Annotated in this window: 28 protein-coding genes; 11 read left to right on the forward strand and 17 right to left on the reverse strand. The window is 65.3% G+C overall.

The features are described from left to right. The 11 genes from CXR02_RS00005 to CXR02_RS00055 all read right to left on the reverse strand — a co-directional run. Positions 1-173 (reverse strand): SDR family NAD(P)-dependent oxidoreductase (locus CXR02_RS00005; protein ID WP_146072454.1); only part of this gene is annotated, 173 nt, incomplete at its 3' end. A gap of 112 nt (positions 174-285) precedes the next feature. After that, positions 286-1227: a 2-hydroxyacid dehydrogenase gene (locus CXR02_RS00010; RefSeq protein ID WP_104060120.1), complete on the reverse strand. Its 942-nt coding sequence runs from the start codon at positions 1225-1227 to the stop codon at positions 286-288. A 74-nt stretch (positions 1228-1301) separates the two neighbouring features. Next, a complete protein-coding gene (locus tag CXR02_RS00015; RefSeq protein ID WP_104060121.1) occupies positions 1302-2051 on the reverse strand; it encodes an SDR family oxidoreductase in 750 nt (249 codons plus the stop codon). Positions 2052-2129: 78 nt separating this feature from the next. Continuing rightward, positions 2130-3470, reverse strand: coding sequence for an MFS transporter (locus CXR02_RS00020; protein ID WP_104060122.1), 1341 nt, complete (start codon positions 3468-3470; stop codon positions 2130-2132). Between the two features lie 48 nt (positions 3471-3518). Beyond that, the gene (locus CXR02_RS00025; protein ID WP_104060123.1) at positions 3519-4532 is read right to left on the reverse strand and encodes a biotin-dependent carboxyltransferase family protein; all 1014 of its coding nucleotides are present in this window, start codon (positions 4530-4532) and stop codon (positions 3519-3521) included. Next, positions 4529-5245 (reverse strand): allophanate hydrolase subunit 1, encoded by a 717-nt coding sequence (locus CXR02_RS00030; RefSeq protein ID WP_104060124.1) that lies wholly within the window; start codon positions 5243-5245, stop codon positions 4529-4531. Before CXR02_RS00030 ends, CXR02_RS00025 begins: the two co-directional genes overlap by 4 nt. A 1-nt stretch (position 5246) precedes the next feature. After that, positions 5247-6035, reverse strand: coding sequence for a LamB/YcsF family protein (locus CXR02_RS00035; protein WP_104060125.1), 789 nt, complete (start codon positions 6033-6035; stop codon positions 5247-5249). A 225-nt stretch (positions 6036-6260) separates the two neighbouring features. After that, a complete protein-coding gene (locus tag CXR02_RS00040) occupies positions 6261-7076 on the reverse strand; it encodes an ABC transporter permease (RefSeq protein WP_104060126.1) in 816 nt (271 codons plus the stop codon). A 2-nt stretch (positions 7077-7078) separates the two neighbouring features. Further along, a complete protein-coding gene (locus CXR02_RS00045; RefSeq protein WP_104060127.1) occupies positions 7079-7999 on the reverse strand; it encodes an ABC transporter permease in 921 nt (306 codons plus the stop codon). After that, positions 7996-9108 (reverse strand): ABC transporter ATP-binding protein, encoded by a 1113-nt coding sequence (locus CXR02_RS00050; protein WP_104060128.1) that lies wholly within the window; start codon positions 9106-9108, stop codon positions 7996-7998. The genes CXR02_RS00045 and CXR02_RS00050 overlap by 4 nt, the downstream gene beginning before the upstream one ends. Before the next feature lie 49 nt (positions 9109-9157). Then, entirely contained in the window at positions 9158-10246 is a 1089-nt protein-coding gene (locus CXR02_RS00055) for an ABC transporter substrate-binding protein (RefSeq protein ID WP_104060129.1), read from the reverse strand. Between the two features lie 316 nt (positions 10247-10562). On the opposite strand from CXR02_RS00055, the gene nac reads away from it, so the two are divergent. The 3 genes from nac to CXR02_RS00070 all read left to right on the forward strand — a co-directional run bounded on the left by nac (position 10563) and on the right by CXR02_RS00070 (position 13517). Next, complete coding sequence (gene nac, locus CXR02_RS00060; RefSeq protein ID WP_104060130.1) at positions 10563-11480, forward strand: nitrogen assimilation transcriptional regulator NAC; 918 nt, start codon at positions 10563-10565, stop codon at positions 11478-11480. Between the two features lie 143 nt (positions 11481-11623). Continuing rightward, positions 11624-11890, forward strand: a complete 267-nt coding sequence (locus CXR02_RS00065) for a hypothetical protein (RefSeq protein WP_258060641.1) — start codon at positions 11624-11626, stop codon at positions 11888-11890. A gap of 133 nt (positions 11891-12023) precedes the next feature. Further along, a complete protein-coding gene (locus tag CXR02_RS00070) occupies positions 12024-13517 on the forward strand; it encodes an HNH endonuclease signature motif containing protein (protein ID WP_104060131.1) in 1494 nt (497 codons plus the stop codon). A 185-nt stretch (positions 13518-13702) separates the two neighbouring features. Here CXR02_RS00070 and CXR02_RS00075 read toward each other — a convergent pair whose 3' ends face one another. Continuing rightward, the gene (locus tag CXR02_RS00075; RefSeq protein WP_104060132.1) at positions 13703-14380 is read right to left on the reverse strand and encodes a 4-carboxy-4-hydroxy-2-oxoadipate aldolase/oxaloacetate decarboxylase; all 678 of its coding nucleotides are present in this window, start codon (positions 14378-14380) and stop codon (positions 13703-13705) included. A gap of 26 nt (positions 14381-14406) precedes the next feature. Beyond that, a complete protein-coding gene (locus CXR02_RS00080) occupies positions 14407-15615 on the reverse strand; it encodes an aspartate transaminase (RefSeq protein ID WP_104060133.1) in 1209 nt (402 codons plus the stop codon). 341 nt (positions 15616-15956) lie between these two features. Between CXR02_RS00080 and CXR02_RS00085 the strand changes: the two genes are divergently transcribed. Continuing rightward, positions 15957-16415: a hypothetical protein gene (locus CXR02_RS00085; protein ID WP_104060134.1), complete on the forward strand. Its 459-nt coding sequence runs from the start codon at positions 15957-15959 to the stop codon at positions 16413-16415. Between the two features lie 4 nt (positions 16416-16419). On the opposite strand, the gene CXR02_RS00090 is transcribed toward CXR02_RS00085, so the two are convergent. After that, positions 16420-17649: a beta-ketoacyl synthase gene (locus CXR02_RS00090; RefSeq protein WP_104060135.1), complete on the reverse strand. Its 1230-nt coding sequence runs from the start codon at positions 17647-17649 to the stop codon at positions 16420-16422. A 6-nt stretch (positions 17650-17655) separates the two neighbouring features. Next, positions 17656-19269 (reverse strand): peptide chain release factor 3, encoded by a 1614-nt coding sequence (locus tag CXR02_RS00095; RefSeq protein ID WP_104060136.1) that lies wholly within the window; start codon positions 19267-19269, stop codon positions 17656-17658. Between the two features lie 119 nt (positions 19270-19388). Here CXR02_RS00095 and CXR02_RS00100 point away from each other — a divergent pair, with 119 nt between their 5' ends. Further along, the gene (locus CXR02_RS00100; RefSeq protein WP_104060137.1) at positions 19389-19586 is read left to right on the forward strand and encodes a hypothetical protein; all 198 of its coding nucleotides are present in this window, start codon (positions 19389-19391) and stop codon (positions 19584-19586) included. A gap of 111 nt (positions 19587-19697) precedes the next feature. Here CXR02_RS00100 and CXR02_RS23240 read toward each other — a convergent pair whose 3' ends face one another. After that, positions 19698-20102, reverse strand: coding sequence for a VOC family protein (locus CXR02_RS23240; protein WP_104060138.1), 405 nt, complete (start codon positions 20100-20102; stop codon positions 19698-19700). A gap of 227 nt (positions 20103-20329) precedes the next feature. Here CXR02_RS23240 and CXR02_RS00110 point away from each other — a divergent pair, with 227 nt between their 5' ends. Together CXR02_RS00110 and disA are read left to right on the forward strand one after the other, a co-directional pair. After that, complete coding sequence (locus CXR02_RS00110) at positions 20330-20872, forward strand: TOPRIM nucleotidyl transferase/hydrolase domain-containing protein (protein ID WP_104060139.1); 543 nt, start codon at positions 20330-20332, stop codon at positions 20870-20872. 255 nt (positions 20873-21127) lie between these two features. Further along, the gene (gene disA / locus CXR02_RS00115; RefSeq protein WP_104060140.1) at positions 21128-22204 is read left to right on the forward strand and encodes a DNA integrity scanning diadenylate cyclase DisA; all 1077 of its coding nucleotides are present in this window, start codon (positions 21128-21130) and stop codon (positions 22202-22204) included. 32 nt (positions 22205-22236) lie between these two features. Here the strand turns inward: disA and CXR02_RS00120 are convergent, their stop codons facing one another. Next, the gene (locus CXR02_RS00120; protein WP_104060141.1) at positions 22237-22920 is read right to left on the reverse strand and encodes a hypothetical protein; all 684 of its coding nucleotides are present in this window, start codon (positions 22918-22920) and stop codon (positions 22237-22239) included. A gap of 152 nt (positions 22921-23072) precedes the next feature. Here CXR02_RS00120 and CXR02_RS00125 point away from each other — a divergent pair, with 152 nt between their 5' ends. The 4 genes from CXR02_RS00125 to CXR02_RS00140 all read left to right on the forward strand — a co-directional run bounded on the left by CXR02_RS00125 (position 23073) and on the right by CXR02_RS00140 (position 25525). Further along, a complete protein-coding gene (locus tag CXR02_RS00125; RefSeq protein WP_104060142.1) occupies positions 23073-24062 on the forward strand; it encodes an A/G-specific adenine glycosylase in 990 nt (329 codons plus the stop codon). A gap of 65 nt (positions 24063-24127) precedes the next feature. Beyond that, positions 24128-24559 (forward strand): DUF3592 domain-containing protein, encoded by a 432-nt coding sequence (locus tag CXR02_RS00130; RefSeq protein WP_104060143.1) that lies wholly within the window; start codon positions 24128-24130, stop codon positions 24557-24559. Positions 24560-24562: 3 nt separating this feature from the next. Beyond that, positions 24563-24994 (forward strand): DUF3592 domain-containing protein, encoded by a 432-nt coding sequence (locus CXR02_RS00135; RefSeq protein ID WP_146072455.1) that lies wholly within the window; start codon positions 24563-24565, stop codon positions 24992-24994. Positions 24995-25030: 36 nt separating this feature from the next. Then, positions 25031-25525: a hypothetical protein gene (locus tag CXR02_RS00140; RefSeq protein ID WP_104060145.1), complete on the forward strand. Its 495-nt coding sequence runs from the start codon at positions 25031-25033 to the stop codon at positions 25523-25525. Positions 25526-25570 lie beyond the last annotated feature (45 nt).

A 25570-nucleotide genomic window follows, 5' to 3' on the forward strand; every position in this document is an offset into this window, starting at 1 on the left:
GCGAAGTCCGCGGCCATCGCCACCTCCGCCGCCTTCAACCGCTCCGCATTAATCCCGTTCAGCACCACCGTCGCCCCGGCATCAGCCAACGCCCGCGCCAACGCATTCCCGATGCCCCGGCTCGAACCCGTCACCAGGGCAACCCGCCCCGTCAGATCAAAAAGTGGATTCATAGTTGAGCAGCTCCTTCGCCGCGGTTTGTGCTGTTGGGCGCCCCCTGGCTGGGGCGCGGTGGTTGTTCCTGGCCGTCCAACATTGGGACGGCTGTTCTTTCCGCGCTGCTCCCTAGAAGGGGCCGTTCTGCACAAGGTTGGCCGGAAGGCGGCCAGCTGCCAGCGCTTCCAGCTGCTGCGACAGGAGCTTGACGATCCGTGGTTCGAAGGCGGACGCGTTACCCCCAATATGGGGCGTGATCAGTGCGTTCGGCGAACCCCACAGCGGGTGGTCAGCCGGGAGCGGTTCCGGATCCACCACATCGATGGCGCACTGCAGCCGGCCGGCCGTGACTTCCTTGGTCAGCGCGGCCGTGTCCACCACAGCTCCCCTGCCCACGTTGACCACCAGCGCGCCGTCGGGCAATGCTGCGAGGACCTTCTCGCCGATCAGGTGGTGCGTCTGGTCACTCAGTGGCAGGACTGAAATAAGGATGTCGTGGCTGGCGGCGAGTTCTGCCAGTTCGGAGGACGCGTGCACGTGCCCGTGGTCGTCGTCGCGCGCGGCGCTCCCCACCCGCGTGACTGTCACCTCGAAGGGTTCCAGGCGCTTTGCTATCTCCTGCCCGATGCCGCCGACGCCGGCCAAAAGCACCCGGCGGTCCGCGAGGGACTGGCGGCGCTCCGGCCGCCAGGCCGCCTGCAGCTGATCCCTCACCGCCTGGTCAATCCCCCTCAGCTTGGCAAGGATGAGTCCCACCGCCAGTTCCGCTGTGGCCGCAGCGTGCACACCGGCGGCACTGGACACAGCGGCCACCGGACCGGCTGCTTCCCGGACACCGTCAAAGCCCGTGGACTGCGTCTGGACGAACTTGAGCCCCGGAACGTTGGCCAGCGCCGGCAGCACCGCCCCGGCGTCGATGTAGGGCAGGATCACGGCATCGATCTCAGCCAGGGTTCCGCCCTGGGGATCGGACCGGAGGTCCCAGACGACGCCCCGGAGCCCGACCGGAAGCGGCTCCAGATCGGCGAGCAGCTGCTGGTCGGGGAAACTGACCGTACGGATGTTGTGCATCAGGGGACCTATCGTTTTCTGCTGTTGGCAGGGCGGCGCGGTGCGGGGACGGTTGCTGGTCAGCGGTAGTCAGGTCAGCGGCGGTCGAAGGTGAGTCCGCCGGGGACCTGGAAGGTGGGCATGAGTTCCAGCATGCCGACGTTCACGTGCTGGGGTGTTTCGACGGCGTAATCCAGGGCATTGACGATGTCGTCAGTCGTGAGGGACTCATATCCCTCGTAGTAGGTCTTCCATGCTTCCTCCATGGCCTCGGGCGTGCCGCCCATGTTCCGGCCGAAGATTTCGGTCTCCACCCGGCCGGGGCAGATCTCCGTGACCCGGATGCGCTTGCCCACCGTATCGTTGCGCAGCTGCCGGGAGACCTGGTGCACTGCCGCCTTGGTGGCGTGATAGACGGTGTGGCCATAGAAGTTATAGACGCCGGCGATGGAGCTGATGTTGACGATGTGGCCCTTGTCCCGCTCCACCATGCCGGGAAGCACCAGTCGGGTCAGCTGCAGGAGGGAGCGGAGGTTGACGTCCACCAACTCGTCGATGTCGTCTTCGGTGGAGTCCAGGATGTTTCCGGGACGGGAGACGCCGGCGCAGTTGACAAGGACGTCCACTTTCAGGCCCTCCACCGCTGCGGTCAGCGCCGCGGTGTCGGTCAGGTCGACGGCGTGCGGGACGGCTCCGGTACGGTCCGCCAGTTCCTGCAGGCGTTCTTCGTTGCGGGCGAAGGCATGTACTTGGAGTCCGCGCTTGGCCAGGCGTTCAGCGATGGCGGCGCCCATGCCGGTGGAGGCGCCGGTCACGAGCGCTGTTGAATAGTCTGAAAATGACATGGAAGTCTCCAATGAGTGGGGTTTGGCAAAGAATGACGGCTTGGACGCGGGGCCAAAGCCCCCGGCTCGGTGTGTGGTTCAGGCGTCCCGGAGGGGCTGGTGCGCCCGGTCTTTGACCGTGCTGACGGCGGCAAGGGTGCCCAGGGCGGTGACTACGGCGTAGAACGCCGGCATGTAGATGTTGCCTGTGGTGGAGATCAGCCAGGTCATCAGCAACGGCGCCGTGCCGCCGAAGAGAGCCGAGGAGACGTTGTACCCGAGGCCGTAGGCCGAGTACCGCACCCGGGTGGGGAACAGTTCGACGATCAGGATGTGGATGACGGCGGTGTGGCCGGCGAAGACCACGGCCATGATGCAGGCACCCAGGATGGCCAGTGCCATCTCGCCGGTGGCGATGAGGGCGTAGGCAGGAATTCCGACGACGGCCATCGCGATTGCGGAGCCGGCGATGACCTTCTTGCGGCCGACGCGGTCCGAGAGGGCGCCCATGAAGGGGATGGCAATGCAGATGACAACCAGGCTGCAGGCGGTGACGAGGAGAGCATCGCCGATGGTGAAGTTGAGCTGCTTGCCCTTGAGGAAGGTGGGCATGTATGAGAAGAGGACGTAGTAGCCGGAGCCGTTCATCAGCGGGATGAAGAGGGCCAGCAGCATGGCGCGGCGGTGTTCGGCGGACTTGAAGGCTTCCTTGAGGGGGTTCTTGGACAGGCCGCCCTCTTCCTTCAGCTTCACGAAGTTCGGGGTGTCGCTGATCGCCTTGCGGATGTACCAGCCGATGACGCCCATGGGAATGGCGACCAGGAACGGGATGCGCCATGCAAACGAACCGAACCCGCCGCCGTCGATCGCTGCCTGGGTGAGCCAGGGTGACATGGAGAAGGCGACCAGCGTGCCGGTGAGAAGGGCTGCGAAGGAGGCGATCTGGGCGTAGGAGGTGATGATGCCGCGCTTGCCTTCCGGGGCGTGTTCGGCGAGGAAGGTCATGGCGCCGGCGGCTTCGCCTCCGACGGAGAAGCCCTGCAGCATGCGGAGCAGCACGAGGAGGATCGGGGCGGCGATGCCGATGGCCGAGTAGGCCGGCAGCAGGCCGATGCCCGCCGTGGCAACGCTGATCAGCAGGATGACGAAGACCAGTAGCTTTTGCCGTCCGATGCGGTCCCCCAGGTATCCGCAGACCACGGCGCCCAGGGGGCGCACGAAGAAGGACACGGCGTAGCCGGCGAAAACAAAGAGGAGGGCGTTGTCCGGGTTGCCGGGGGCGAGGAAGACCAAGGCAAGGGTTCCGGCCATAAAGGCGAAGATGCCGTTGTCGTAGAGTTCCACGAAGATGCCCACACAGCCGGCGGTAACCACCTTCCGGGTTTGCCTGGCATCCAGGCGGTCGTTCTGCGGACCGGCCGCTCGTGTTGACGTTGACATCTTGATCCTTACTTGTTTCTGATGACTGAGGCGGGACATAACGGGATCTCAGGTTCCGGACGCTGGCAGGAGTTCCCGCCAGCTTGCCGGGGCTCCCACACCCAGTAAGCCGAAGACTGTATTTACTGACGTGCGCAGCGCCTCAAGTTCACGCATTGCGGCACGGTGACGCGCAGTGGCCTCGGCCACTGTGGTTTTGCGGAACCGGATGGTGTGCCCGGGCCTGGCCTGGGCAAGAACATCCAGCGAGCGGCTGGTGACGACGCCGAGCACCGGGTATCCGGCTGTTACGCCGCGTCCCCGGTGAAGCACCAGGAGTTCCTCCCGGGACGGGACCTCGATGGCCCCGACCGGAACGCCCCTGGAAAGGACTTCCGCTGTCGACTGCCGTTCCGGAAGCGCCCCGCCGAGGCGGAGGCCGATGTGGTTACTCCGACCGCTCACGGTGTAGCTGGTCTTGAACAGGAGATCGGCGGTGTCGCCGAATTCGGCGATGTCCGGTCCGTCAGTGACGTCGATGACCGGGCTGGAGCTGGTTCCGGGGCGGGTCAGCCCCAGCCGGAACAGCGGAAGATCAAAGTACGGCTGCCTGATCGGCGGCACGGTTTTGCGGGCACCGAGGACAGTGCCTTCCGCAAGTTTCAGGCCGAACCCGACGACGGTGTCCGGCGCGCAGCTGCCCAGCAGCGTCGGGGCGTCCAGGGCGCCGTGGACGGCGATGTAGGCGCGCAGCCCGGTGTTCATGCCGCGCAGTGCCACGGTTTCCCCGGCCAGGACGGACACCGGCTCCCACTGCGGACATTCGCGTCCGCCGACGGTCAGTGTTAGTGGCGCACCGGTGACGGCGATGAGCAGGTCTGAGTCTGCCCGCATCCGGAAGTCCAGTGCTGTGACTTCGAGGAGCGGATCGTTGTCCAGGTTGCCGGCCAGGATATTGGCTGCCCGTGCAGAAAACTGGTCCAAGGCCCCGTTCACGGGGAGGCCGTAGCGCGGCCCCTTGAACCGGCCGAGGTCTGTGACGACGGCGTGGCCGGCTTGCTGGATGGTCAGGGTCCCGCTCATGCGGATGCTCCCAGTTCAAGGCCGGCAAAGCGCTGGAACTCGGCGGCCGGTATCTCGTGGAACCGGAGCAGGTCGCCGGGCATGTAGGACACCAAGGGCTGCTTGTCCGGGTTCAGAACGGTCAGCGGCGTTTGGCCGATCACGCACCACCCGCCGGGAGCTGAGGCCGGAGCGATCACTGCCTGCCGGCCGGCGACGGAGACGGCGCCTGCGGGCACGGAAAGCCGGGGATCCTTCAGCCGGGGGACGGGCAGCGGGAAGTCCGGGCCGTCCATCATGGGCGATCCGGCCGGGGCACCCAGGCAGCGGATGACGTAGGACTTGGCCGTGTGGAGGGCGATGATCTCGGCAACGGAGAGTCCCTCGTGGTCCGCAACCTTCTGGAGGTCGGGTCCGTATTCGCCGCCGTAGACCACGGGGACATCAAATTGCCGGGGCGTGCGGGCCGGGGCACCGACGTAATCCAGCTGGCGCATGCCCAGGAGGACAAAGGCCCTGATCTGGCGGGCTGAGGTGACATAGGGGTCGAACTCCACCAGCACCGAATCGTAGGTGGGAACCGCGCCGTGTACACCGTCGACGTCGGCCGTCTCAAGCCAGGTCGCCAGGGCGTGGACTGCGGCCCAGTTCCGCTCCCGGTCAGGGGAGGTGGCGACGACGCGGAGGGCGGCGTCGCCTGATTCGTATACCTCGATAGGGGTTGCAGCGGTCATCTCAGGCGGCTTCCGCTTTGGCTGCGAGCACCTGGGGCAGCGGGGCGATGGTCACGCCGGCCGCGGTGAGCTCCTTGCGGATGAGGCGGGCCAGGTCCACGGCGCCCGGGTTGTCCCCGTGCAGCAGGACGGTGTCCGCGACGACGGGGAGCTTTATTCCGGACGCCGATTCGATGATCCCTTCGCACACCATGCGGATGGTGCGGTCGACGATGGTTGCCGGGTCATGGATGACGGCGCCGGGCTGGCTTCGCGGCACGAGTGTTCCGTCGTCCTCGTAGGCCCGGTCTGCGATGCCCACGATGGCTATGGGCAAACCACGGCTGGCCGCGGCCTGGGCAAGCTCGCCGTCCTGGGCCAGGACAATAAGGTCCGGGCGGTACCGGCTGGCGGCATCGGCGACGGCGGCGGCGTAGTCCCGGCGGGTAGCGACGAGGTTGCCCAGCCGGCCGTGGGGGGCGATGTGGGCGACGCTGGTGCCGTGGTAGGCGGCGAAGGCGGACAGGGCTCCGAGCTGGTAGAGGACGTCGTTGCGGACTTCAGCCGCGGTGAGATCCATGGCGCGCCGTCCGAAGCCCCGCAGGTCCGGGAAGCTGGGGTGTGCACCGATGCTGACGCCGCGCCGGACGCATTCGGCAACGGTGCGGTCCATGATGTCCGGGTCGCCGGCGTGGAATCCGCAGGCGATGTTCGCGCTGGAGACGATTTCCAGAAGTGCGCTGTCGTCACCCAGGGAGTAGGCACCGAAGCCTTCACCGAGATCTGCCACAAGATCAACCGTGCGACCCATAGTGTGTGCCTTCCTTCGTGGTGTTCTGAGCTGTTGTGCCCCGTGGGGGCCGGTAAAACTTGCGGGGGAAGCGGCCGCCGCGTGGTGAGTCATCGCCATGGCTTATGGCTGCAAACCGCGGTTCCGGCCCTACCCAAAAGTCTGGCACCGTGCGCTGCCCCACACAAAGACGTAATCCATGTCACGGGATAGGCCACGGTTATGACCCGGGCCTATCCCGGGCGCCTAGCGCAGGGCTTTGCGCAGGCCCATGACACGCTCAACGACTACGACGACGGCGAGGGAGATCAGGATGAGGATGACGGACAGTGCCGCCACGGCTGCGTCGGCAGAGTTCTCCACGTACCGCAGGACCTGCACGGGCAGCGTCGGCAGCCCTGATTCGGCCACAAACAGCGAGATGACTGCTTCGTCGAAGGAGACGATGAACGCTATGACGCCGCCGGCGATGACCCCGGGCTGGATGATGGGCAGGGTGATCCGCCGGAAGACCGTCCAGGACCCTGCCCCGAGGATCCTTGCCGCCGCCTCGCAGGACGTGTCGGTGGTGGCCAGGCTCATCAGCGTTGTCCTGATCACGAACGGGATGGTGATGGCCACGTGGCCGATGATGATGCCGGTGTAGGTGTTGTTCAGATTCAGCGGACCAAACAGCAGGACCATGCCCAGCGCCAGGACGATGCTGGGGATCAGCAGCGGCGAGAGGAAGAATGACTGCACCGCTGCCTTGGCCTTGAACTCAAACCTGTCCAGCGCCAGTGCCACCGGAACCCCGAGCGCCAAAACGATGGCCGTGACGATCACGGCGACTATGAGGCTGACCCGCATGCCGTTCATGAAGGTGCTTTCCTCCGGCAGCATCTCGTACCACTTGAACGTCAGGCCCTCCGGCGGGAAGGACAGGTACTGGTTGGAGGCGAACGAGACAACAAAGACGATCAGCAACGGCGCCAGGAGGAACAGGTAGAGCAGGAATACCAAGATCCCGAACGCGGGCTTGGCCGGGTTGAACCGCGGCTTGAACAGGCGGGCCTCGGACATGGCTAGCCTCCGATCTTTTTGGTGAGGCGCTGGTAAACGGCGATGATCAGGCCGAACAGGACCAGCAGGATGACGGAGAGTGCTGCCGCAAACGGCCAGTTGAGCAGCCCGGTGGTCTGATCGTAGATTTCCGTGGCGAGCACCTGGACGCTGCCGCCGCCGAGGAGGCGCGGGGTGATGAACGTGCTGATCGACAACACAAAGACCAGCAGGAATGCCGTGAGGATGCCGGGCAGGCTCAACGGCAGAGTCACCCGGGTGAAAATCTGCAGCTTGCTGGCGCCCAACGATCCGGCGGCTTCTTCCAGCTGCGGGCTGAGGCGCCCGAAGCCCGAGATCATCGCGAGGATGGCATAGGGCATGAAGATCTCAACAAGGCCGATGGTTACGCCGGTCATGTTGTTGGTCAGCTTGAGCGGCGTATCGATCAGGCCCATTCCGTCCAGCGTGGAGTTGACCAGGCCGTTGGTGCCCAGGATGACCATCCACCCGTAGGTCCGCACAACCGCCGAGGTCAGCAGGGGTGCGATGGCGACGGCGATGAGCAGCCCGCGGTACTTGCTGGTGCTCCGGGCGAGGAAGAGTGCCACCGGGTAGGACACCAGGACGCAGAGCAGGCCCACGGTGACACCCATCTGGAAAGTGTCCAGCGTGACCCGCCAGTAGTACGGATCGGTCAGCGGCTGGATATAGGTGTCCAGCGTGAAGGTTTCCTCGATGACGCCGTCCGGCGCACCCTTGTTGAAGGACATCCGGACCATGTAGGCCAGCGGGAAAACAAAGCTGACGACGAGTCCGAGGACGCCCGGAATCAGGAGGGCGAGATAGGTCCGCCGGTTGCGGCGTCCGGTCGACTTTTCCAGCTCGCCTTCAGCTGCGCCGGCCCGGCGGGTGGCGGGGGCCTCGGTCTGGGTGACGGTCACGCTGCCGGCTCTTTCACTGGGGTGGGCAGCAGGTAGGCATCCTGCTCGTTCCACGAAAGATAGGCTGCATCGCCGGTGCGGGGCAGGTCGCCGCTGGACGTGGGCATCTGGGCCTGCAGGACGCGGTCGCCGGCCTTGACGGCTACGGAGAGGGCATCGCCGGTGTAGTTGACCCGTTCGATGACGCCCGCAATGGTTTCGGTCCCGGCCGGCTGCAGGGACACCCTGAGCCGGTGGGGGCGGATGACGACTTCATGCGTGGATCCGCTCAGACCGGGCGCGCCCACCGCACCGAACTGGCCGAGCCCGTCGATGGAGACACGGTAGTGGGTTTCGCCCTTGGCGGCGGAACCCGCCTCGGAAAGGACCCGGGCGTTGAGGAAGTTCGCCTGGCCGATGAAGTTCGCCACGAACCGCGTCCGTGGCCGTTCGTAGACGTCGGTGGGCGACCCAAACTGTTCGATCAGGCCGCCGTTCATCACGGCGATGCGGTCGGCCATGTCCAGCGCCTCGTCCTGGTCGTGGGTCACGAACAGCGTGGTGGCCCGGGTCCGCTGCTGGATGGAGCGGATCTCGGTCCGCATCGTCTCGCGGAGCTTGGCGTCAAGGTTGGACAGGGGCTCGTCGAGGAGCAGAAGCGTGGGCTCCACCACGAGGGCGCGTGCCAGGGCGATGCGCTGCTGCTGCCCGCCGGACAGTTCCTTGACCTGGCGCTTGGACAGGTGGCCGAGCTGGACCATGTCCAGCGCCCCGGCCACCCGGCGTTTCTGTTCGGACTTTGAGGTCTGGCGCATCTGCAGCCCGAAAGCCACGTTCTGTTCCACATTCATGTGCGGAAAGAGGGCGTAGGACTGGAACACCATTCCCATGCCGCGCTTGTTCACAGGAGTGTGGGTAATTTCCTTGCCATCCACCACAATGGAGCCGGCGGTGGGGTCCATCAGGCCGGCCACCATCCGCAGGGTGGTGGTTTTGCCGCAGCCTGACGGGCCGAGGAGCGCCACCAGGTGCCCCTCCTCCACCTCCATGTTCAGGCGGTCGACGGCCGGGTCAAGACCGGCTGCGTATCTCTTGGTCAGATCCACGATCGACAGTTTTGATTCAGTCACGATTTCAGTTCTCCTGAAGCAGGTGGGGGGAGGGGCGCCGTGGGGACGGCTACTTGGTGATGATCTGGCGCTTCCAGGTGTCAGTCCACTTGTCCCGGGCGGAGGACAGGAACTCAACATCGAGGGGGACGATGTTCAGGGAGCCGTCAGTGGGAACCACGCGGTCCTTGACGTCCGCCGGAAGGACGGCGTTGGTCACAGACGGGGCGTAGAAGAGAGCCTTGGCGAAGGCGGTCTGCGCTTCGGCGGAGAGCGCGTAGTCAACGAAAGTCTGGGCGGCGGCCTTGTTGGGCGCATCCTTGACGACGTTGACGGTGTTGATCTGGTAGACGGTGCCCTCCTGGGGGAAGGTCACACCCATCTTCTTGTTGCTCTGATCGCTGTAGAACTGGCCGCGGGCGTTCTGTCCCAGCCCCAGTACCGTCTGGCCGGTGATCACGTTCTGGTATTCGTCCGGGTTGGGGGCGAACGTCTGGACGCCCGGCGCCATCTCCTTAAGGCGGGCAACCGCCTTGTCGATGCTCTTGGTGTAGTCCTCGCCCTCCATCTTGGACGTGATCGCGGTCAGGGACAGGCCCAGCAGGGAGGGCGGAGCGTTGACGTTGATCTTGCCTGCGTAGGCGGGATCCCAGAGCACATCCCAGCTCTCAGGGGCCTTGGGGAAAGTTGCGGTGTCGTAGAGCAGGCCAACCGCGTCCAGCATGACTACCGGACCGAATCCGTCCTTGTTCTTGAACTGCTCGGGTACGTTCGCCAGGTTGGGAACCGCGACGGGGTCGATCTTGTCGAAGAGACCCTGCGTGTTGCCCGTGGTGGATACGGAGTTGTCCATGATGGCCACGTCAGTGGCCGGATTGTTCTTCTGGCCCTGGAGTGCGCTCAGCATTTCGGCGGAGGAGCGCTTGGAGGAGTAGTTGATCTTGATGTCCGGGTATTTGGCCTTGAAAGGTTCGATCACGGCAGCCGTGTACTGGTCCTGCCAGACACCGGAGTAGGCAATCAGGTTCAGCTCGCCCGACGTGGCGCTGGAGTTTCCGCCGCTGCTGGACCCTGCGCTGCCCCCGCAGCCGGTCAGCACCAGGGCTGCGGCTGTCGCGGCAGCGGCTAATGCGATTTTGCCTTTAGTGATAACTCTCATTTGAGTCTCTTCCTTAGTCAGGAGGGAATCCGTCGGATTCTGGAGGATGCTTCTAAAAGGTATGGAGCGTATATTTCGGGGATGTAAAAGAAAGCGACGCTTTCTGTAAACGGAGTGACTATGCAAAAGCCATATAGGGGCATCATCGCCGCTTATGGATGGAGGGGTATAATCTGTTTGTCACAGAAATTGTGTTCTGAAGATCAACCTAGTGTCCGAGATGTGGATCACACAAAGACCTATTGCGTATCCCTCCATAAAATCCGGATATGACCCGTCGGGGCTTCAGGGCGCCGCAGACGAAAGAAACGCCGGTATGGACACTCGAAAACTCGCCTACTTCGTGAAGATTGTTGACTCAGGGAGCATCACGAAGGCCGCCGCAGCCCTGCATGTGGCCCAGCCTGCCCTGAGCCAGCAGGTCTCTGCACTGGAAACCGAGCTGAAGCAGCGGTTGCTCATCCGCAGCAAGCAGGGCGTGCAGCCCACAGCCGCCGGCCACACGCTCTACCGGCACGCTCAGACCATCCTTCGGCTGGTCGAACAGGCACGCCAGGATGTGGCGAGTTCGGGGGCCGCCCCTGCCGGCCGCGTGTCAATAGCGATCGCACCGTACAGCATGGCTTCGAGCCTGACGCCGCGCATTATCAGTGAAGTAGCGCGGCGCTACCCGGACATCGTGCTCCACCTGACGGAGATCTACGGCGGTGTGCTGAGCGAGGCCATCAAGAACGGCAGGCTGGACATGGCCCTGATCTACGAGCCTGGGCCCATCCGCGGCGTGCAGTTCACCACCATGATCGTGGAGGATCTTCACCTGGTGGTGAACGGCAAGAACACGGCGGCAGCCAAGTCGGGCGAGATCACCCTGGGGGAGGCAGCGGAATTCGGCCTGTTCCTTCCCGAGCAGAACCACACCCTGCGCCAGATTGTCGAGACCGGCATGCGGGACAAGGGACTCAGCCTTCGCTTGGTGGGCGAGGTGGAATCCGTGCCTTCCCTGACCCGGCTCCTGCGGGCGGACATGGGCGCCACCATCTTGCCGAAGTCAGCAGCCGACGCACTTTTCCACGAGGAAGACTTCCGGGTCCTGCGGATTGTTGATCCCGGGCTGCAGTGCAAAATAGCACTCTGCACGCCGGATCACGAACCACTGTCAGAGGCGGCATCGGCCGTCCTGATGGTGTTGAAGGAAATGCTCCAGGAGATGCTGAGCGCTAAATACGCAAGGTAGCTTTGGATCCAAAGCTTTTCCTTATCAGGGCACGTGGATTTGGTCTTAGTAAACGCGCTTCCGTGAAACTAATCTTGAAATATGAAATGCCGGATGAACCGGCAAACATTTCTTCAGTGGAATTAGTTGATTGGGAGCACATCGTGAAAACGATCAGCAGTGCGCACCGGGTCCCTTCGAGCGGGAGCCGCTTGGCGGCGAGAACCGGATCCCACTGCCCCGCCAACGGGTTCTGGCTTCCCGAAGGACAGCCCGGTCAGGCCGTGTTTGTGTTTGAAGGCAGCATCATGCCCAGGGGCGCGTCAGGGGCGACGCTCTGGCTCCTGGACGAAACAGCCACCGGCCCGGCCGCCTATCCCCTGCCCGGACCACAGCTTGCCGTTTCCAGGGCCCACTCGCTGGTCGGCTGAACTCGTTGGTCGGCAGAAATAGGCAGGATCGACACCATGCGTAACCGGACACCTGTGGCGTCGACGACCGTGAAGGCAGGGTAAGCCTGGGCCAGCCGCGGAAAATGTCAGACCCCCGCTGGATGATTTAGACATGGGAAACCCAGCAGTGGCGAAGGCATTCAAGGACATCAATGCCGCCATTGCTGCGCTTACTGCCGTTGTGGCTGAATCAGGCTCCGATGCGTTTTATCGGGGCGATCCGCGGCATGGGTTGGCCGAAGATTGCCTGGCCGTTCTGGCCGGGGCGGCGGCCTCGGATGCGCGGATGGCTGCCCTGAAAGCCCAGACCGCCGCGAAATTCGCTAAAACGGCGGAATCTGTAGCGCCGCCCGGCGCCTCACCGGGAGAAGGTTCGGCGCAGGAGATGGCGGTGACCGCGGAGGTCGCCTGCGTCCTGACCATCGGCGAACGGGCTGCGGGAGCGCTGCTGAACCAGTCCCAACTGCTGACGACCGCCTTGCCGCTGACGCTGTCCGCCCTGCAAGCGGGCACCATTTCGTGGCAGCACGCGCGGGCCATGGTGGATGAAGCCGCAACCCTTGACCCGGCCGGTGCCGCGGCTCTGGAGGCCCACTTTCTGGACCCGGCTGCGCCGAACGCGGCCGGTGGTTGTCCCGCAGGGGAAATGCCGGCGTCCCGGTTCCGTCACAGGGCCCGCACCTGGCGGGAACGCCACCACACCGAGAGCATCGAGAAGCGGCACGCCAAAGGTGTCCTGGACCGCCGGGTCGAGTACGCCCCGGATCAGGACGGGATGGCATGGCTCTCGGCCTACCTCCCCGCGGACCAGGCGGCAGCAATCTGGAACCGGACCACCGCCGTCGCCCGCGGTCTGCAGGGCCCGGACGAGCCCCTGACCCTCACACAGCTCCGGGCCGACATCTTCGCCGCCGCCCTCCTCAGCAGCGGGAACCGCGCAGAACATGATCCCGGGCAGGTTCCGCCACCCCGGGCCCTCGTGATGGTGACGGTCCCGGTGTTTTCCCTGCTCGGCGCCACCGAGGAACCGGCGATGCTTGACGGCTACGGCCCGATCCCGGCCTCGATGGCCCGGGACCTCGTGGCGAACGGGGCCGATTCGTTCTACCGGGTCCTGGTTGACCCCCGCGACGGGGCACCCCTGGAGATCGGCCGGGCCAACTACCGTCTCACCAAGGCCATGCGGAACTGGCTCCGGCTACGCGACGGCAAGTGCCCCTTCCCTGGATGTTCCAACCATTCACTGGACAACGAAGCAGACCACATCCTCGCCTGGGACAAGGGCGGAACCACCGGCGTCTCGAATTTGGGACAGCCTTGCCACCGGCATCACCGCCTGAGACACACCAGCGCCTGGCGGCCCACACCAGCCACAAAGAACGAACCACCTGGCTGGATATCGCCCACTGGCCGGCACTACAAGAGCGAACACCAGGACTGGGAACCACCACACTGGCCAAAAGAACCAAAACCGGAAGCGCGCAGGAACGGGCACGCGCCCTACTCCGCCCCGCGTGATGCCCCCGGCTGCCAGCCGGACATTGTGCACCTCGGGATATCCCTCGGTGAGGGCCGATTGGAACGGTTCCTCCACGCCCGCACCTGAGCGCCTGACAGGCTGCCCGACACACAGACAAGACGGACAGCCAAGACGGACAGCCAAGACGGACAGCCAAGACGGACAGCCAAGACGGACAGACAGACAGCACCACGCAGAATCAACCCGGCGGTCGACTCTGCGGCGGCACTGTCAGGCCTGCGGCTGCACTGCCAGGCGCGGAGGAGATGCTGCTAGGCCTCTTCGACCAGCAGGCCCTTGGCCTTGAGTACCTCGGTGAGGTTGCACAGCTCGATGGTGGTGCCGCCGGCCTTGTACAGGCCGATAAGTTCGCGCTCGGCGTCGTCCCGTTCCTGGGAGAGCCGGATGACTTCTTCCACTTCGTCCTTGCGCACCACAACCACGCCGTCGGCGTCGCCGCGCAGGATGTCACCGGGGTAGATGATCTCGTCGCCAAAAACCACAGGGTGGTTGATGGGGCCGATGGTTTCCTTGACCGTTCCCTTGATGCTGACGCTGCCGGAGAACACCGGCAGGCCCAGTTCGATCAGGTCCTGGGTGTCCCGGACCCCTGAGTCGGTCACCATGGCGGCAAGGCCCTTGGCCTTCATGGCGTTGCCCAGGACGTCGCCAAACGTCCCGGCCTCTTCGAACTCGCCCGCGGCAACCAGGACAACGTCGCCCGGCTCCGCATAATGGATGGCAACCTGCAGCATCAGGTTGTCGCGGGGTGCGCAGCGGACCGTTGTGGCGGGTCCACAGAAGGACATGCTGCGGTCAATCGGCTTGATCTTCGAGCTGAGCGCACCCTTCCTGCCCTGGGCTTCGTGGATTGTGGCAGAGGAGAACTTGGACAGCCTGAGGACGGCGTCCGCCGTCGGCCTGTCAACGTTAGTCTTGACGTGGATCATGTTGTGTCCTTCGGTTTGGGGATTGATCAGCTGAGGGCCTGGACGGCTTTGTCGATGGCGGCCACAGCCTCTTCGATGACGGCCAGGCTGGTTGCATACGAGATCCGGAAGTACGGCCCGAGCCCATAGGCGGAGCCCGGAATCGCAGCGACGGATGCGTGGTCGAGGAGGTAGAGCACAAAGTCCTGGTCATCGCGGATGACGGGGCCGTCCGGCGTCGTCTTCCCAAGTACCCCGCCGCAGTTCACGTACGCGTAGAAGGCCCCCTCCGGCGTCGAGCATGACAGCCCGGAGATCGCGTTCAAGCCTGCGACGGCGGCGTCCCGGCGGCTGCGGTAGACCTCGCCGCTGGTGCGGATGAAGGACTGGTCTCCCGTGAGTGCGGCCGCGGCCGCAGCCTGGCTGACCGACGACGGGCACGAGGAGATCTGTGACTGCAGCTTGTTGATGGCCCCGATCAGGCCGGCCGGACCGGCTCCGTAGCCGAGCCTCCAGCCCGTCATCGCGTACGCCTTCGAGACGCCGTTCACCACCAGGACGCGGCCCTTCAGTTCGGGAGCCGCTTCCACGAGGCCTGTCAGCTTGCCTGCACCGAAGTAGATCTGGTCGTAGATTTCGTCGGTCAGGACAAGGACGTGGGGGAAGGCGGCCAGGACGTCCGCGAGCGCGCGCAGTTCGGTGCGTGAGTAGACGGCCCCGGTGGGGTTGGAGGGGGTGTTGAGGATCAGCCACTTGGTCCGGTCGGTGATGGCAGCGCGCAAGGCGTCGGGGGTGAGCTTGAACCCCGAGTCCTCGCCGCAGGGGACGATCACGGGCCGGCCGTCATTGGCCAGGACCATGTCCGGGTAGGAGACCCAGTAGGGGGCGGGAATGATGACCTCGTCGCCGTCGTCCAGGGAGGCCATAAACGCGGTGAAGATGACCTGCTTGGCCCCGCCGCCGATGGTTATTTCGTTGGCGGAGTAGTGCAGGCCGGTGTTCAGCTCCAGGGTCTGCAGGATGGCCTTCTGCAATGCGGGCGTCCCGGTCACGGAGGTGTATTTGGTTTCGCCGTCCGCTATTGCCTGCACGGCTGCGGCCTTGATGTGTTCCGGCGTATCGAAGTCCGGCTCCCCCACGGTGAGGTCAAGAATGCTGCGGCCCTCTGCTTTGAGCTCCCGGACGCGGGCGGCAGCGGCCACGCTTGGAGACGATTTGATGCGTGAAACACGCGATGCAGGCACGAAATCAGACATGTTCTCTTCCAATGGTTCATCAGTGAGGGGACTTGTGTCATTCGAGCCTATGGACTGCAGGCGGCTGTGGATAAGACGTATTCTGCGTGGACGGATAAGGAAGCCTTATGGCCCCGACACCACACGATTCACTTATTGCCGCACCGGATTTAGGTATTTCCCGGGAGCCGCGGACACGCCTAGCGTTGTGCGTACTGTTCAAGGGAGAGGAACCGATGGCCCGCCACCAACCAGCAACGGCAAGGGACGGCGGGGCACTCCGGCGACCGGTGCGCTCATCAGCCCGGGGACATTACCGCTACCGAGGCGATCAACGCCGGCAAGCGGCGGACCAGCAACGGGTGGAGTTCAGCCGGCTGCTCACGGACAAGCAGGGCGCCATCCGCTTCCGGTCGAGCCGGATCCGGGCTCTCGGGGCAAGCCTCAACCAACTTGTGGCGCAGGCCCTCCGGGACGGTACTCCCGTCGCCGACCTGGCCCGGATCACCCATCTGTCCGCCTTGGCCGTGCGGCGGACCGGCCGCGCCTTCGACGATCTGCAACCGACAGGGCTGGCGGCGGCCGAGCACCTCAGTGCGATCTCACACCTGCTGCGGAAACTGACCGCCTTGGAGGACTCGAAGGCAGCAGTCGTAACGGAGCGCCTGCACCTGCTTGCCGAGGCAAGCAAGCGGCAGATTCTGGACGAATTTCAGCTGGCATCCCTGACGGGGCTCAGGCCTGAACAGATCAAGAAAATGACCCGCGGTGTCGCGGCGCAGCCCCGCAGGAATTTCACGGACCACCGCGCAACCGGCTAACCGGTTAGCTGGCCGTGATCACCAGGGCAACGCTGTGTCCGCCGAAGCCAAAAGCGTTCACCAGGCCGGCGGGGGCGGAGCCGGCCGCCAGCGTGTGGGCATTTTCAGTGACGATGTTCAGGTTCACTTCGGGGTCCAGCGCCTCGACGTTCGCGGTTCCGGGGAGCTGTCCGGTTTGCAGGGCCTGGACCACCACAACCGCCGCGAGCGCACCGGCGCCGCCCAGGAGGTGGCCGGTGTGGCCTTTGGTGGAGGTCACGGGCACGTCGGCACCGAAAATGGCGTTGATGGCCTGGGCTTCAAGCCGGTCCCCTACTGGGGTGGAGGTGGCGTGCGCATGGACGAAGCCGATCTCCGAAGCCTGCATTCCGGCCGACTCCAGGGCCTTCTGCATGACCCGCCGCTGCATGGCCGGGTCCGCGGCCACGATGTCGTTGGCGTCGGAGGTTACCGCCCCGCCGGCCACTGCGCCGAGGATGGCGGCACCGCGCGCCCGGGCGTGGGTCTCACTCTCAAGCACCACAATGCCGGCGCCTTCGGCGAGGACAAAGCCGTCGCGGCCGCCGTCGAACGGGCGGGAGGCGAGCTGGGGTTCGCCGTTGCGCGTGGAGAGTGCCCGGATCTGGGAGAAACCGGTGATCACCAGGTCGTTGACGGAAGCGTCCACGCCGCCGGCAATCACGACGTCGGCCGCGCCGGAGCGGATCATTTCGGCGCCTTGGACAATTGCTTCCGCGCCCGACGCACAGGCGCTGACCGGGGTCCGGGCTCCGCCGCGGGCGCCGAGGTCAATGGAGACCCAGGCCGCGGGGCCGTTGACCATAAGGCGGGTGAGGGTATGCGGCGAGACCCGGCGCGGGCCGCCGCTGGCGAGCGCACGGTCCTGTTCGAGGGTGGAGCCCAGGCCGCCATAGGCAGAGCCGATCACCACGGCGAACCGTTCGGGGTCGACGTCGGGCGCCCCGGCCTGCTGCCAGGCTTCCCGGGCAGCCACCAGCGCCAGTTGCCCGCACCGGTCCATCCGCTTCAGCTCGCGGGTGGTGAGATGCTCCGAGAGATCCGCGGTGACCTGTCCGGCGATGCGCACGGGCAGTTGTTCCGCCCAGTCCTCGTCCAGTGCGGCGATGCCGGACTGTCCCGCCAGGAGGCCGGTCCAGGTTTCCGCCACAGAGGAGCCGAGCGGGTTGATGGTGCCGGCGCCGGTGATCAGCGCGCGGGGTTGGTCTGCAGGCATTGGTCGCTACTTTGCGGGGTTGTGGGTGCCGATGGGCACGAGGGTCAGATCGGGGTGGTTCTTCTCGATCCGGCGCAGGGCCCAGACGTCGTTGAACAGGGCGAGGTATTCGCCGTCGGACCTCAACAGCACCTCGGCGCCGGGCACGTTGGCCAGCGCGGGCATGGCGTCCGCCGTCGAAATCCTGGCGATGGAGTACGGCAGGCGTTCGAGCCGCATGGGCGCGCTGAAGTCATGCGCCATGCGGTCCTCCACCACCTCGAACTGCATGGGGCCGACGGCGGCAAGCACCGGCGCCTGGTCGCCGCGGACGTCGGAGCGGAGCACCTGGATGACGCCCTCGTGCTCGAGCTGCTCAATGCCGCGGCGGAACTGCTTGAACTTGCTGGGGTCCTTGGACCGGGCCACCTGGAAGTGTTCCGGGGCGAACAGCGGGATGGCCGGGTACTCCACCGCGCCTTCGAGGAAGAGGCTGTCGCCCACGCGAAGTGTGGAGGCGTTCACCAGGCCCACGACGTCGCCGGGGTAGGCCTCGTCGATGACCTCGCGTTCGCGGCCGAACACCTGCTGGGCGTACTTGGTGGCGAAGGACTTTCCGGTGCGGGTCTGGGTGACCACCATGCCGCGTTCAAAGACGCCGGAGCAGACGCGGATGAAGGCGACGTGGTCGCGGTGGGCCTTGTTCATGCCGGCCTGGACCTTGAAGACAAAGCCGGAGAAGGATGATTCAACGGGGCGCGGGCTGCCCTCAACGTCGGGCCGGGGTGCGGCGTGCGGCGCGAAGTCAACCAGGGCGTCCAGCAGTTCCTTCACGCCGAAGTTCAGGGCGGCGGAACTGAACAGGATGGGGGTGGCGGTGCCTGCGTGGAAGGCTTCGACGTCGAATTCGAGGTTGGACTCGATGACCAGCCCGGCTTCGTCCACGGCGTCGGTCCAGTTGCTGCCCTGCGTCTCCTCGGCCTCTTCCGGCGTGAAGTACTCGGTCAGCGCGATGTTGGCGCCGGAATTGTTGCGCTGGAAGCGGGCGAAGCGGTCCTGGCGGAGGTCCCAGACACCGCGGAAGTCACCGGAGATGCCCACGGCCCAGGTCAGCGGCATGGGCTGCAGGCCCGTGCGCTCGGTGAGCTCGTCCATCAGCGCCAGGGCGTCCAGGCCGGGCCGGTCCCACTTGTTGATCACGGTGATGATGGGCAAGTTGCGCGCCTTGCAGACCTCGAACAGCTTCATGGTCTGCGTTTCCAGGCCCTTGGCGGCGTCCACGAGCATCACTGCGCAGTCGACGGCGGCCAGGACGCGGTAGGTGTCCTCGGAGAAGTCCGCGTGGCCGGGGGTGTCCAGCAGGTTGATGACGGTGTCCCGGTAGGAGAACTGCAGGGCGGCGGAGCTGATGGAGATGCCGCGGTCCTTCTCCATCTGCATCCAGTCCGAGACCGTTTCCTTGCGGTTGGCCTTGCCGCTGGAGGCGCCGGCGGTGCCGATCACCTTCGCGTGCAGGGCCAGGGCCTCGGTGAGCGTGGACTTGCCGGCGTCGGGGTGCGAAATGACAGCAAAGGTCCGACGCCGGGCCGCCTGTTTGTGAATCTCGTTGACCCGGGCGGGGCTAAGGACATCTTGGGACACGGTGCTACTTTCGCTGCGGTGGGGTCACCCCAAGGCGCTCGGCAGGCCTCAAGGGGAAGCATGGCTCTGTGACAGCCAAGTTCCAAGTTTATCGCAGCGGCGGGCTTTAGGCCGAGGCCATGAATAACACCAAGCGAGCCACGCTCATTTGGTCGCTGGGGGCAGTTATTTTCTCTCTCATCGGCGTATCCACGGCACTGGGCTCCAACGGGGTCTGGTACCTCATCGTTTCGGCCGTCGTACTTCTTCTCGCGGGCATCGCTTTCGCCGCGAGGGCGATTCTCTCCCTCCGGGCAGCCAACGGTTCGGACGCTTAGGCCGTCCCGGGCAGCTGTGCTTTCGCAAGACCGGGAGCCGGCGTTTGGAATAGACGCCGAAAATGAGGGGCCATAGCTGGACATCGATAAAGACATGGCTGGCGAGTGGTCCTATTGAGTGGCCACGAGCTCTATTTCGAAGCCGTCTGAATTCTCGAGGTAGGCGGCGTAATGCCCGCTGCCTCCTGCATATGGATACTTCTCCCGGAACAACTGCGTCCAGCCGTACTCAGCACCGGCGTTAGCCAGCGTGTCCACACGTAGCCGGCTGGCCACTATGAATGCCAGGTGATTCAAACCAGGCGCTGTTCGTTGGTGATGCCGGCCACTCAAGTCCGGCGATTCTTCAAGAACTATGTACGTAGAGCCTTTCAGCCAACTGAATCCATGGGGCCAAGTCTGATGGGTCGCGTACCCCAAGGTAGACAAGATCCAGCCCCACTCAATCGTGGCCCTAGTAAGATCCGGCACCCACAGTTCGATATGGTGCAGGGCACCTTCTGACTCGTCATTCACCGTGTGAGTCTTTCACGCTGATTTGTCTGAGGCTCTCAGTTTATGGGCGCGGGGACAGGATACGCCTGGAAGTGGTGATGAGTTCATCCGTCGATCCTGAAACGACATTGAGGAAGGATGTTTCACCCAGAAAAGCGCCCTGGCCGGTCTGGAGTAACGCCGGTCCAGACCCCGCCGGATCAGGCGGCGTGCGAGTCGCCCGGGCCGGCCTTCGCCATACTGGATCTATGCAGGCGACGACGGTGTTGGTCGAGGGCGAGAGTGACCGGATGGCGGTCGAGACGCTGGCCCTTCGCGTTGGCCATGATCTGACAGCCGAGCGGGTGACAGTCGTGCCGATGGGAGGCGCGACCAGCATCGTCCACTTCCTCGACCGCTACGGCCCGGACGGCGCAGGCCACCGGTTGCTCGGCTTGTGTGATGCAGGGGAGTCTCGTGGCATCGCTCGAGCGCTCGCCCGGGCAGGCATCGGGTCCGGTTCGCTGGCCGAGCTTGGGTTCCACGTCTGTCACGCCGACTTGGAGGACGAACTCATCCGGTGCCTTGGGGTCGATGCCGTGCTCGACGTCATCGCGGCTCAGGACGAGCTCGCGTCGTTCCGGATCCTTCAACGCCAGCCATCACAGCGAGAGCGGCCGATAACGGCGCAGTTGCGCCGGTTCTTCGGTGGACGCAGCGGTAACAAGATCCGGTACGCGCCCCTGCTCGTCGACGCATTGCCAGCTGGGCTTGCACCCCCGCCGCTCGCCCGCCTCGTTGCCTCATTCTGATGTGGTGGGGGTGCAGAGCCCGCCATGCACCCAAACAGGCCAGAAATGCCCACCCGGCCAGCCGCCGTCGTACGCGTTCCTGAGGCACTTCGCGGCACCCCCTAACGAGGCACTTTGGGGCTTGTCCGTGCGGTTGTTGCCGCTTCTTACCTCTATCATTGAGCTTGCGGGAAACTGAGTACTTTTGATCCTGCCGGCTGAGTGTAAAACCGGCGTACCTGCGGGCGGCAGTCCGCACCTTGGAAGGGAACACCTATGGCTCGGAGCCCCGAAGAATCGCTCAAGGCGACTCTGGGCAGAGTGGCTCCAGGCACGCCGCTGCGCGATGGTCTGGAACGCATCCTCCGGGGGCGGACCGGTGCGCTGATTGTGCTGGGCTCGGACCGAACCATCGATTCCATCTGCTCCGGCGGGTTCGACATCGGCATCGACTTCTCCCCCACAAGGCTCCGTGAACTGGCCAAGATGGACGGCGCCATCATCTGCGACAAGGACGCCGGCAACATTCTGCGCGCCGCGGTCCAGCTGGTCCCGGACTCAAGCATCGAAACGCAGGAATCCGGCACGCGGCACCGCACGGCGGAACGTGTGGCCATCCAGACCGGCGTTCCGGTGATTTCCGTCAGCCAGTCCATGCAGATCATCGCCCTGTACGTGAACGGGCTCCGGCACGTGCTGGAGGGATCCGAGAAGGTCCTGGCCCGCGCCAACCAGGCCCTCGCCACGCTGGAACGGTACCGTTCGCGGCTGGACCAGGTGACCAGTTCCCTGTCCGCCCTGGAGATCGAGGCCATGGTGACCGTCCGCGACGTCGCGGTCACCCTGCAGCGCCAGGAAATGGTCCGCCGGATCTCCGAGGAAATCTCGCAGTACGTCCTGGAACTTGGCGAGGACGGGCGCCTGCTTTCCCTCCAGCTCGATGAGCTGACAGTGGGCCGCGGCCCCGGCAGCGACGTCATCATCCGCGACTACGCCGGACCGGACGCGTCCGCGGAGGACATCGAACGGGCGGTCAGCGCGCTGGTGAACCTCGGCCCCACGGAGCTGATCGACCTGGGCAAGATCTCCGGGATCGTGGGTTTTGCCGGCGGCGAGGCAAACCTCGACGCCGTGGTTCAGCCCCGCGGTTACCGGCTGCTGTCCGGCCTCAAGGCAGTCCCCAAGGCTGTTGCCGACCGCCTGGTGGACCACTTCGGCGGCCTGCAGTTCCTGATGGCGGCCACCATCGACGACCTCATGACCGTTGACGGCATCGGCGACCAGCGCGCCCGGACCGTCCGCGAAGGCCTGAGCCGGATGGCCGAAGCCAGCCTGCTGGACCGCTTCCTCTAATCCCCACCGTCGTGGGCTCAGGATAGGGCGGATCAGCTGAGCTGGAACACGGCCTTGGGGCTGGCCCTCGAGCCGAGCTTGGCCGTGAAGATGTAGTACGCCCCGCCTGCTCCGGGTTTGGCCTCGATGGGGCTGCAGCCTTCCAGCGTGCGGTTCCGGCTCCACGGGAAGTTCGCCGTTTCGCTGGCGCCCGGGGCAATCGTCTTCACCAGGTCTTCGCTTTCGGCCTGGCAGTCCTTGGACGAGAAGATCCTGTCCGCGCCGCTGGTCACCAGGAACTCCATCTGGGACGTTCCGATGTTCACCTCGCACGGCATGGTTCCGCCGTTGGTCACCTTCAGGGTGAGCAGCGGGTTCTCCTCGGGGCCGTAGGCGGCTTTGTCGGTCGAAGCGGACACCGTCACCAGGTTTTGGTTGCAGGAAGGCGTGGGTGTGGGAGTGGGTTCGCTGCCCGCAGTTTCCGACGGCGAGGCACCGGGGGCGGCGGCGGATTCGCTGGCGCCGTCGGTGGAGGATGCCTGCTGCGTGCCGCTGAAGGCGCCTGCCACGGCAAAGCCACCGAACGTGAGCGCCACCGCCATCAGCAGGGCGGTTCCCACAAACAGCCGGCGGCGGCGGTACACGGCTGCGCTCGGCTGCCGGGTAGCGCCGGAACCGCCCCGGGAACCGGATGCGGATGCCGTCTTGCGCGGTGATGAATTGCCTTGCCTGCCCATCCTTCTAGGCTAGAGAACCCACCGGATTCTGCCGTCCCACCACGCCGGTCCCCCGTCCAACGCTAGGTCACAGTTTGTCCGCGGCATCTTCGCGCGGGCTCCCGGGAATCCACTACAGTGTTGGGATCGACGCTACAACCCTTTCCCCAGCCATGCGCACGGACGGCGCCCCCGTGGACGGTTCGTCCGGCACGGATGACCTCCGCCCCGACCAGCTCACCGCCCTGCACCGCAGGATCACCGGCTGGTTCGCCGAGACGGCGAGGGACCTGCCCTGGCGAGAACACCTCTGCTCACCGTGGGGAGTCCTGGTCAGCGAGATAATGCTGCAGCAGACCCCCGTGGTGCGGGTGCTGCCTGTCTGGCGGGAATGGCTCGAGCGCTGGCCCACCCCCGCCGCCCTCGCCGGCGAGCCTGCAGGGGAAGCCGTCCGCTCCTGGGGCAGGCTCGGCTACCCCCGCCGGGCACTCCGCCTGCACGCAGCCGCCGCTGCCATCGTCAGCGACCACGGCGGCAGGGTCCCCGGCAACTACACCGAGCTGCTGGCCCTGCCCGGGGTTGGCAGCTACACGGCCGCGGCCGTTGCCGCCTTTGCCTTCGGACGCCGGGAGACTGTGGTGGACACGAACATCCGGCGTGTGCACGCGCGCCTGGTATCCGGCGTCGCACTCCCCTCACCATCGCTGAACGCTGCGGAGATGCGGCTCGCGGCGGAACTGCTGCCGGACGACGTCGGGACCTCCGTGCACTGGAATGCTGCGGTGATGGAACTGGGGGCGCTGGTCTGCACGGCGCGGGCGCCCAAGTGCGCGGACTGCCCGGTGCGGGACTCGTGTGCGTGGCTGGCAGCCGGCGAGCCGCCGCCGTCGTACGTTCCCAAAGGTCAGGCGTGGCACGGAACTGACCGGCAGGTCCGGGGTGCCGTGATGGCTGTGCTCCGGCTTGCGGACGCACCGGTGCCAGCGGAAATGTTCCAGCGGGAGCCTGCTGACCTGGGCTTCGCGGCGGACGGAATCGGCGTGCCGCTGTCCGCGCTGCACCAGCTGAACTCGGCGCCGGAACAGCTCGAACGGGCCATTGCCGGCCTCCTTGGCGACGGGCTGGCCGAGCTGCACCAGGGCGGATACCGGCTGCCAGCCTGAGGTCCCTTTAGGGTGGCCCGCGCACGGATGGCATACTTTCTGGTGACTCAAACCGGGGGAAATTCATGAGAATCGTGTTGTACGTCATCTGGGCGCTGTTTGTTGCGGGCGTCATTTTTGCGCTGGTCCGTTCACTGCGGAAAACGAAGCGGCAGGAAAAACTGATCGCCAGCTGGCCAAAGGTCCAAGCGACCGTCACCGGCAACGTGGCGGGCTGGACACATGGCGGAGGCGGCTCAACGCGGAGCCGGCGCTTCTACCCCACCTACCAGTTCGCCGACCCCAACGGGACCCTGTATGCGGGCGAATCCGAGGTCTCGTACGCCAACCAGCAGGTACCGGGATCGCCCCTGGAAGTGGCCTACAACCCCGCGAATCCCAACCAGTCGTTCCAGGTGGCGTCCGAATCCAAAATGGTGATCGGGTGCCTGATGCCGGTCTTCGCATTCTTCGCCCTGCTGCTGTTCTGGGTCGCCGGCGCTTTTCCGCTGGGCTGAGCCGTGGACTCCCTAAAAATGCTGTTCATCGTCCTGCCCGGGCTTTTCCTTGCCGCGGGCCTGATCCTGATGGGGCTGTCCCTGGCCGCGTCCCTCCGCCGGAAACGTTCCATGGCGGGGTGGCAGAAGGCTTCGGCCACCGTCACGGGAAACCTCCACGGCACGGACGGACCCGCGAGCAACGGCCGGAACCGGTTTGCGCCGTCGTATGAATTCGCGGACGCCGGCGGAAAGCGCTGGCTGGGGCAGTCCGATATCTACAGCCAGGACCAGGCGATCATCGGCACCCACATCCCGGTGGTCTACAACCCGGCCAATCCCGCCGAAGCCACGCTGCCGGTCTTTGTTGTTGCCAAGGGCCGGATGGCGACGGGTCTCATTATGGTGATCTTCGGCGCAACAGCCATAACAATGTTTGCATCAATTTCCTGGTAGCAGTGCCGGCTTCCGGCTCCGGATTTACGCTGAAGTATGGGCAAGCCCGGTGTACTTCTGGCATTGATGACGACGGCGGTTCTCACCTCCGGTTGCTACTACTACTACCCCGTCCCGCCGCCGTGCCCGATGATTGCCCAGGCGTCAGTGGTCTCGGTGACCGTGGCCCGGGAGTACGTGGCGCACGTGGGATCGTTGCGGCTCAAGGCCTGCCAGGACGGCGTCTGCAAGGAAGCCCCCGTCGAACTTTCTCCCGGCACTGCCTCGATTGACCAGGGCTGCACACCAGACGGCGCCTGCTCCGCCACCGCTTCCCCGGACGGGACCATGATCGGGATGCTGATGCTCGAGTCCCTCACGGAAGCCCCGATGGCGCTGACGGCCACGGGTACTTCTCCCGGCGGATCGGCCCTCCCTGTGCGCACCCTGGATTTCCGGCCCCGCGGCGCCAATCCCTACGGTGAGCATTGCGGGAGGTTCGTCACGGCTTCGGTGATTCTCGACGCCGAGGGACTGCGGCAAGCCGTTTGACCGCCCTCGCTGGCGACAAATAAGCCCCGCCAAACCCCGCCCTTG

Origin of the sequence: Arthrobacter sp. 4R501 (assembly GCF_002929755.1) — a bacterium.
Lineage (GTDB): Bacteria > Actinomycetota > Actinomycetes > Actinomycetales > Micrococcaceae > Arthrobacter.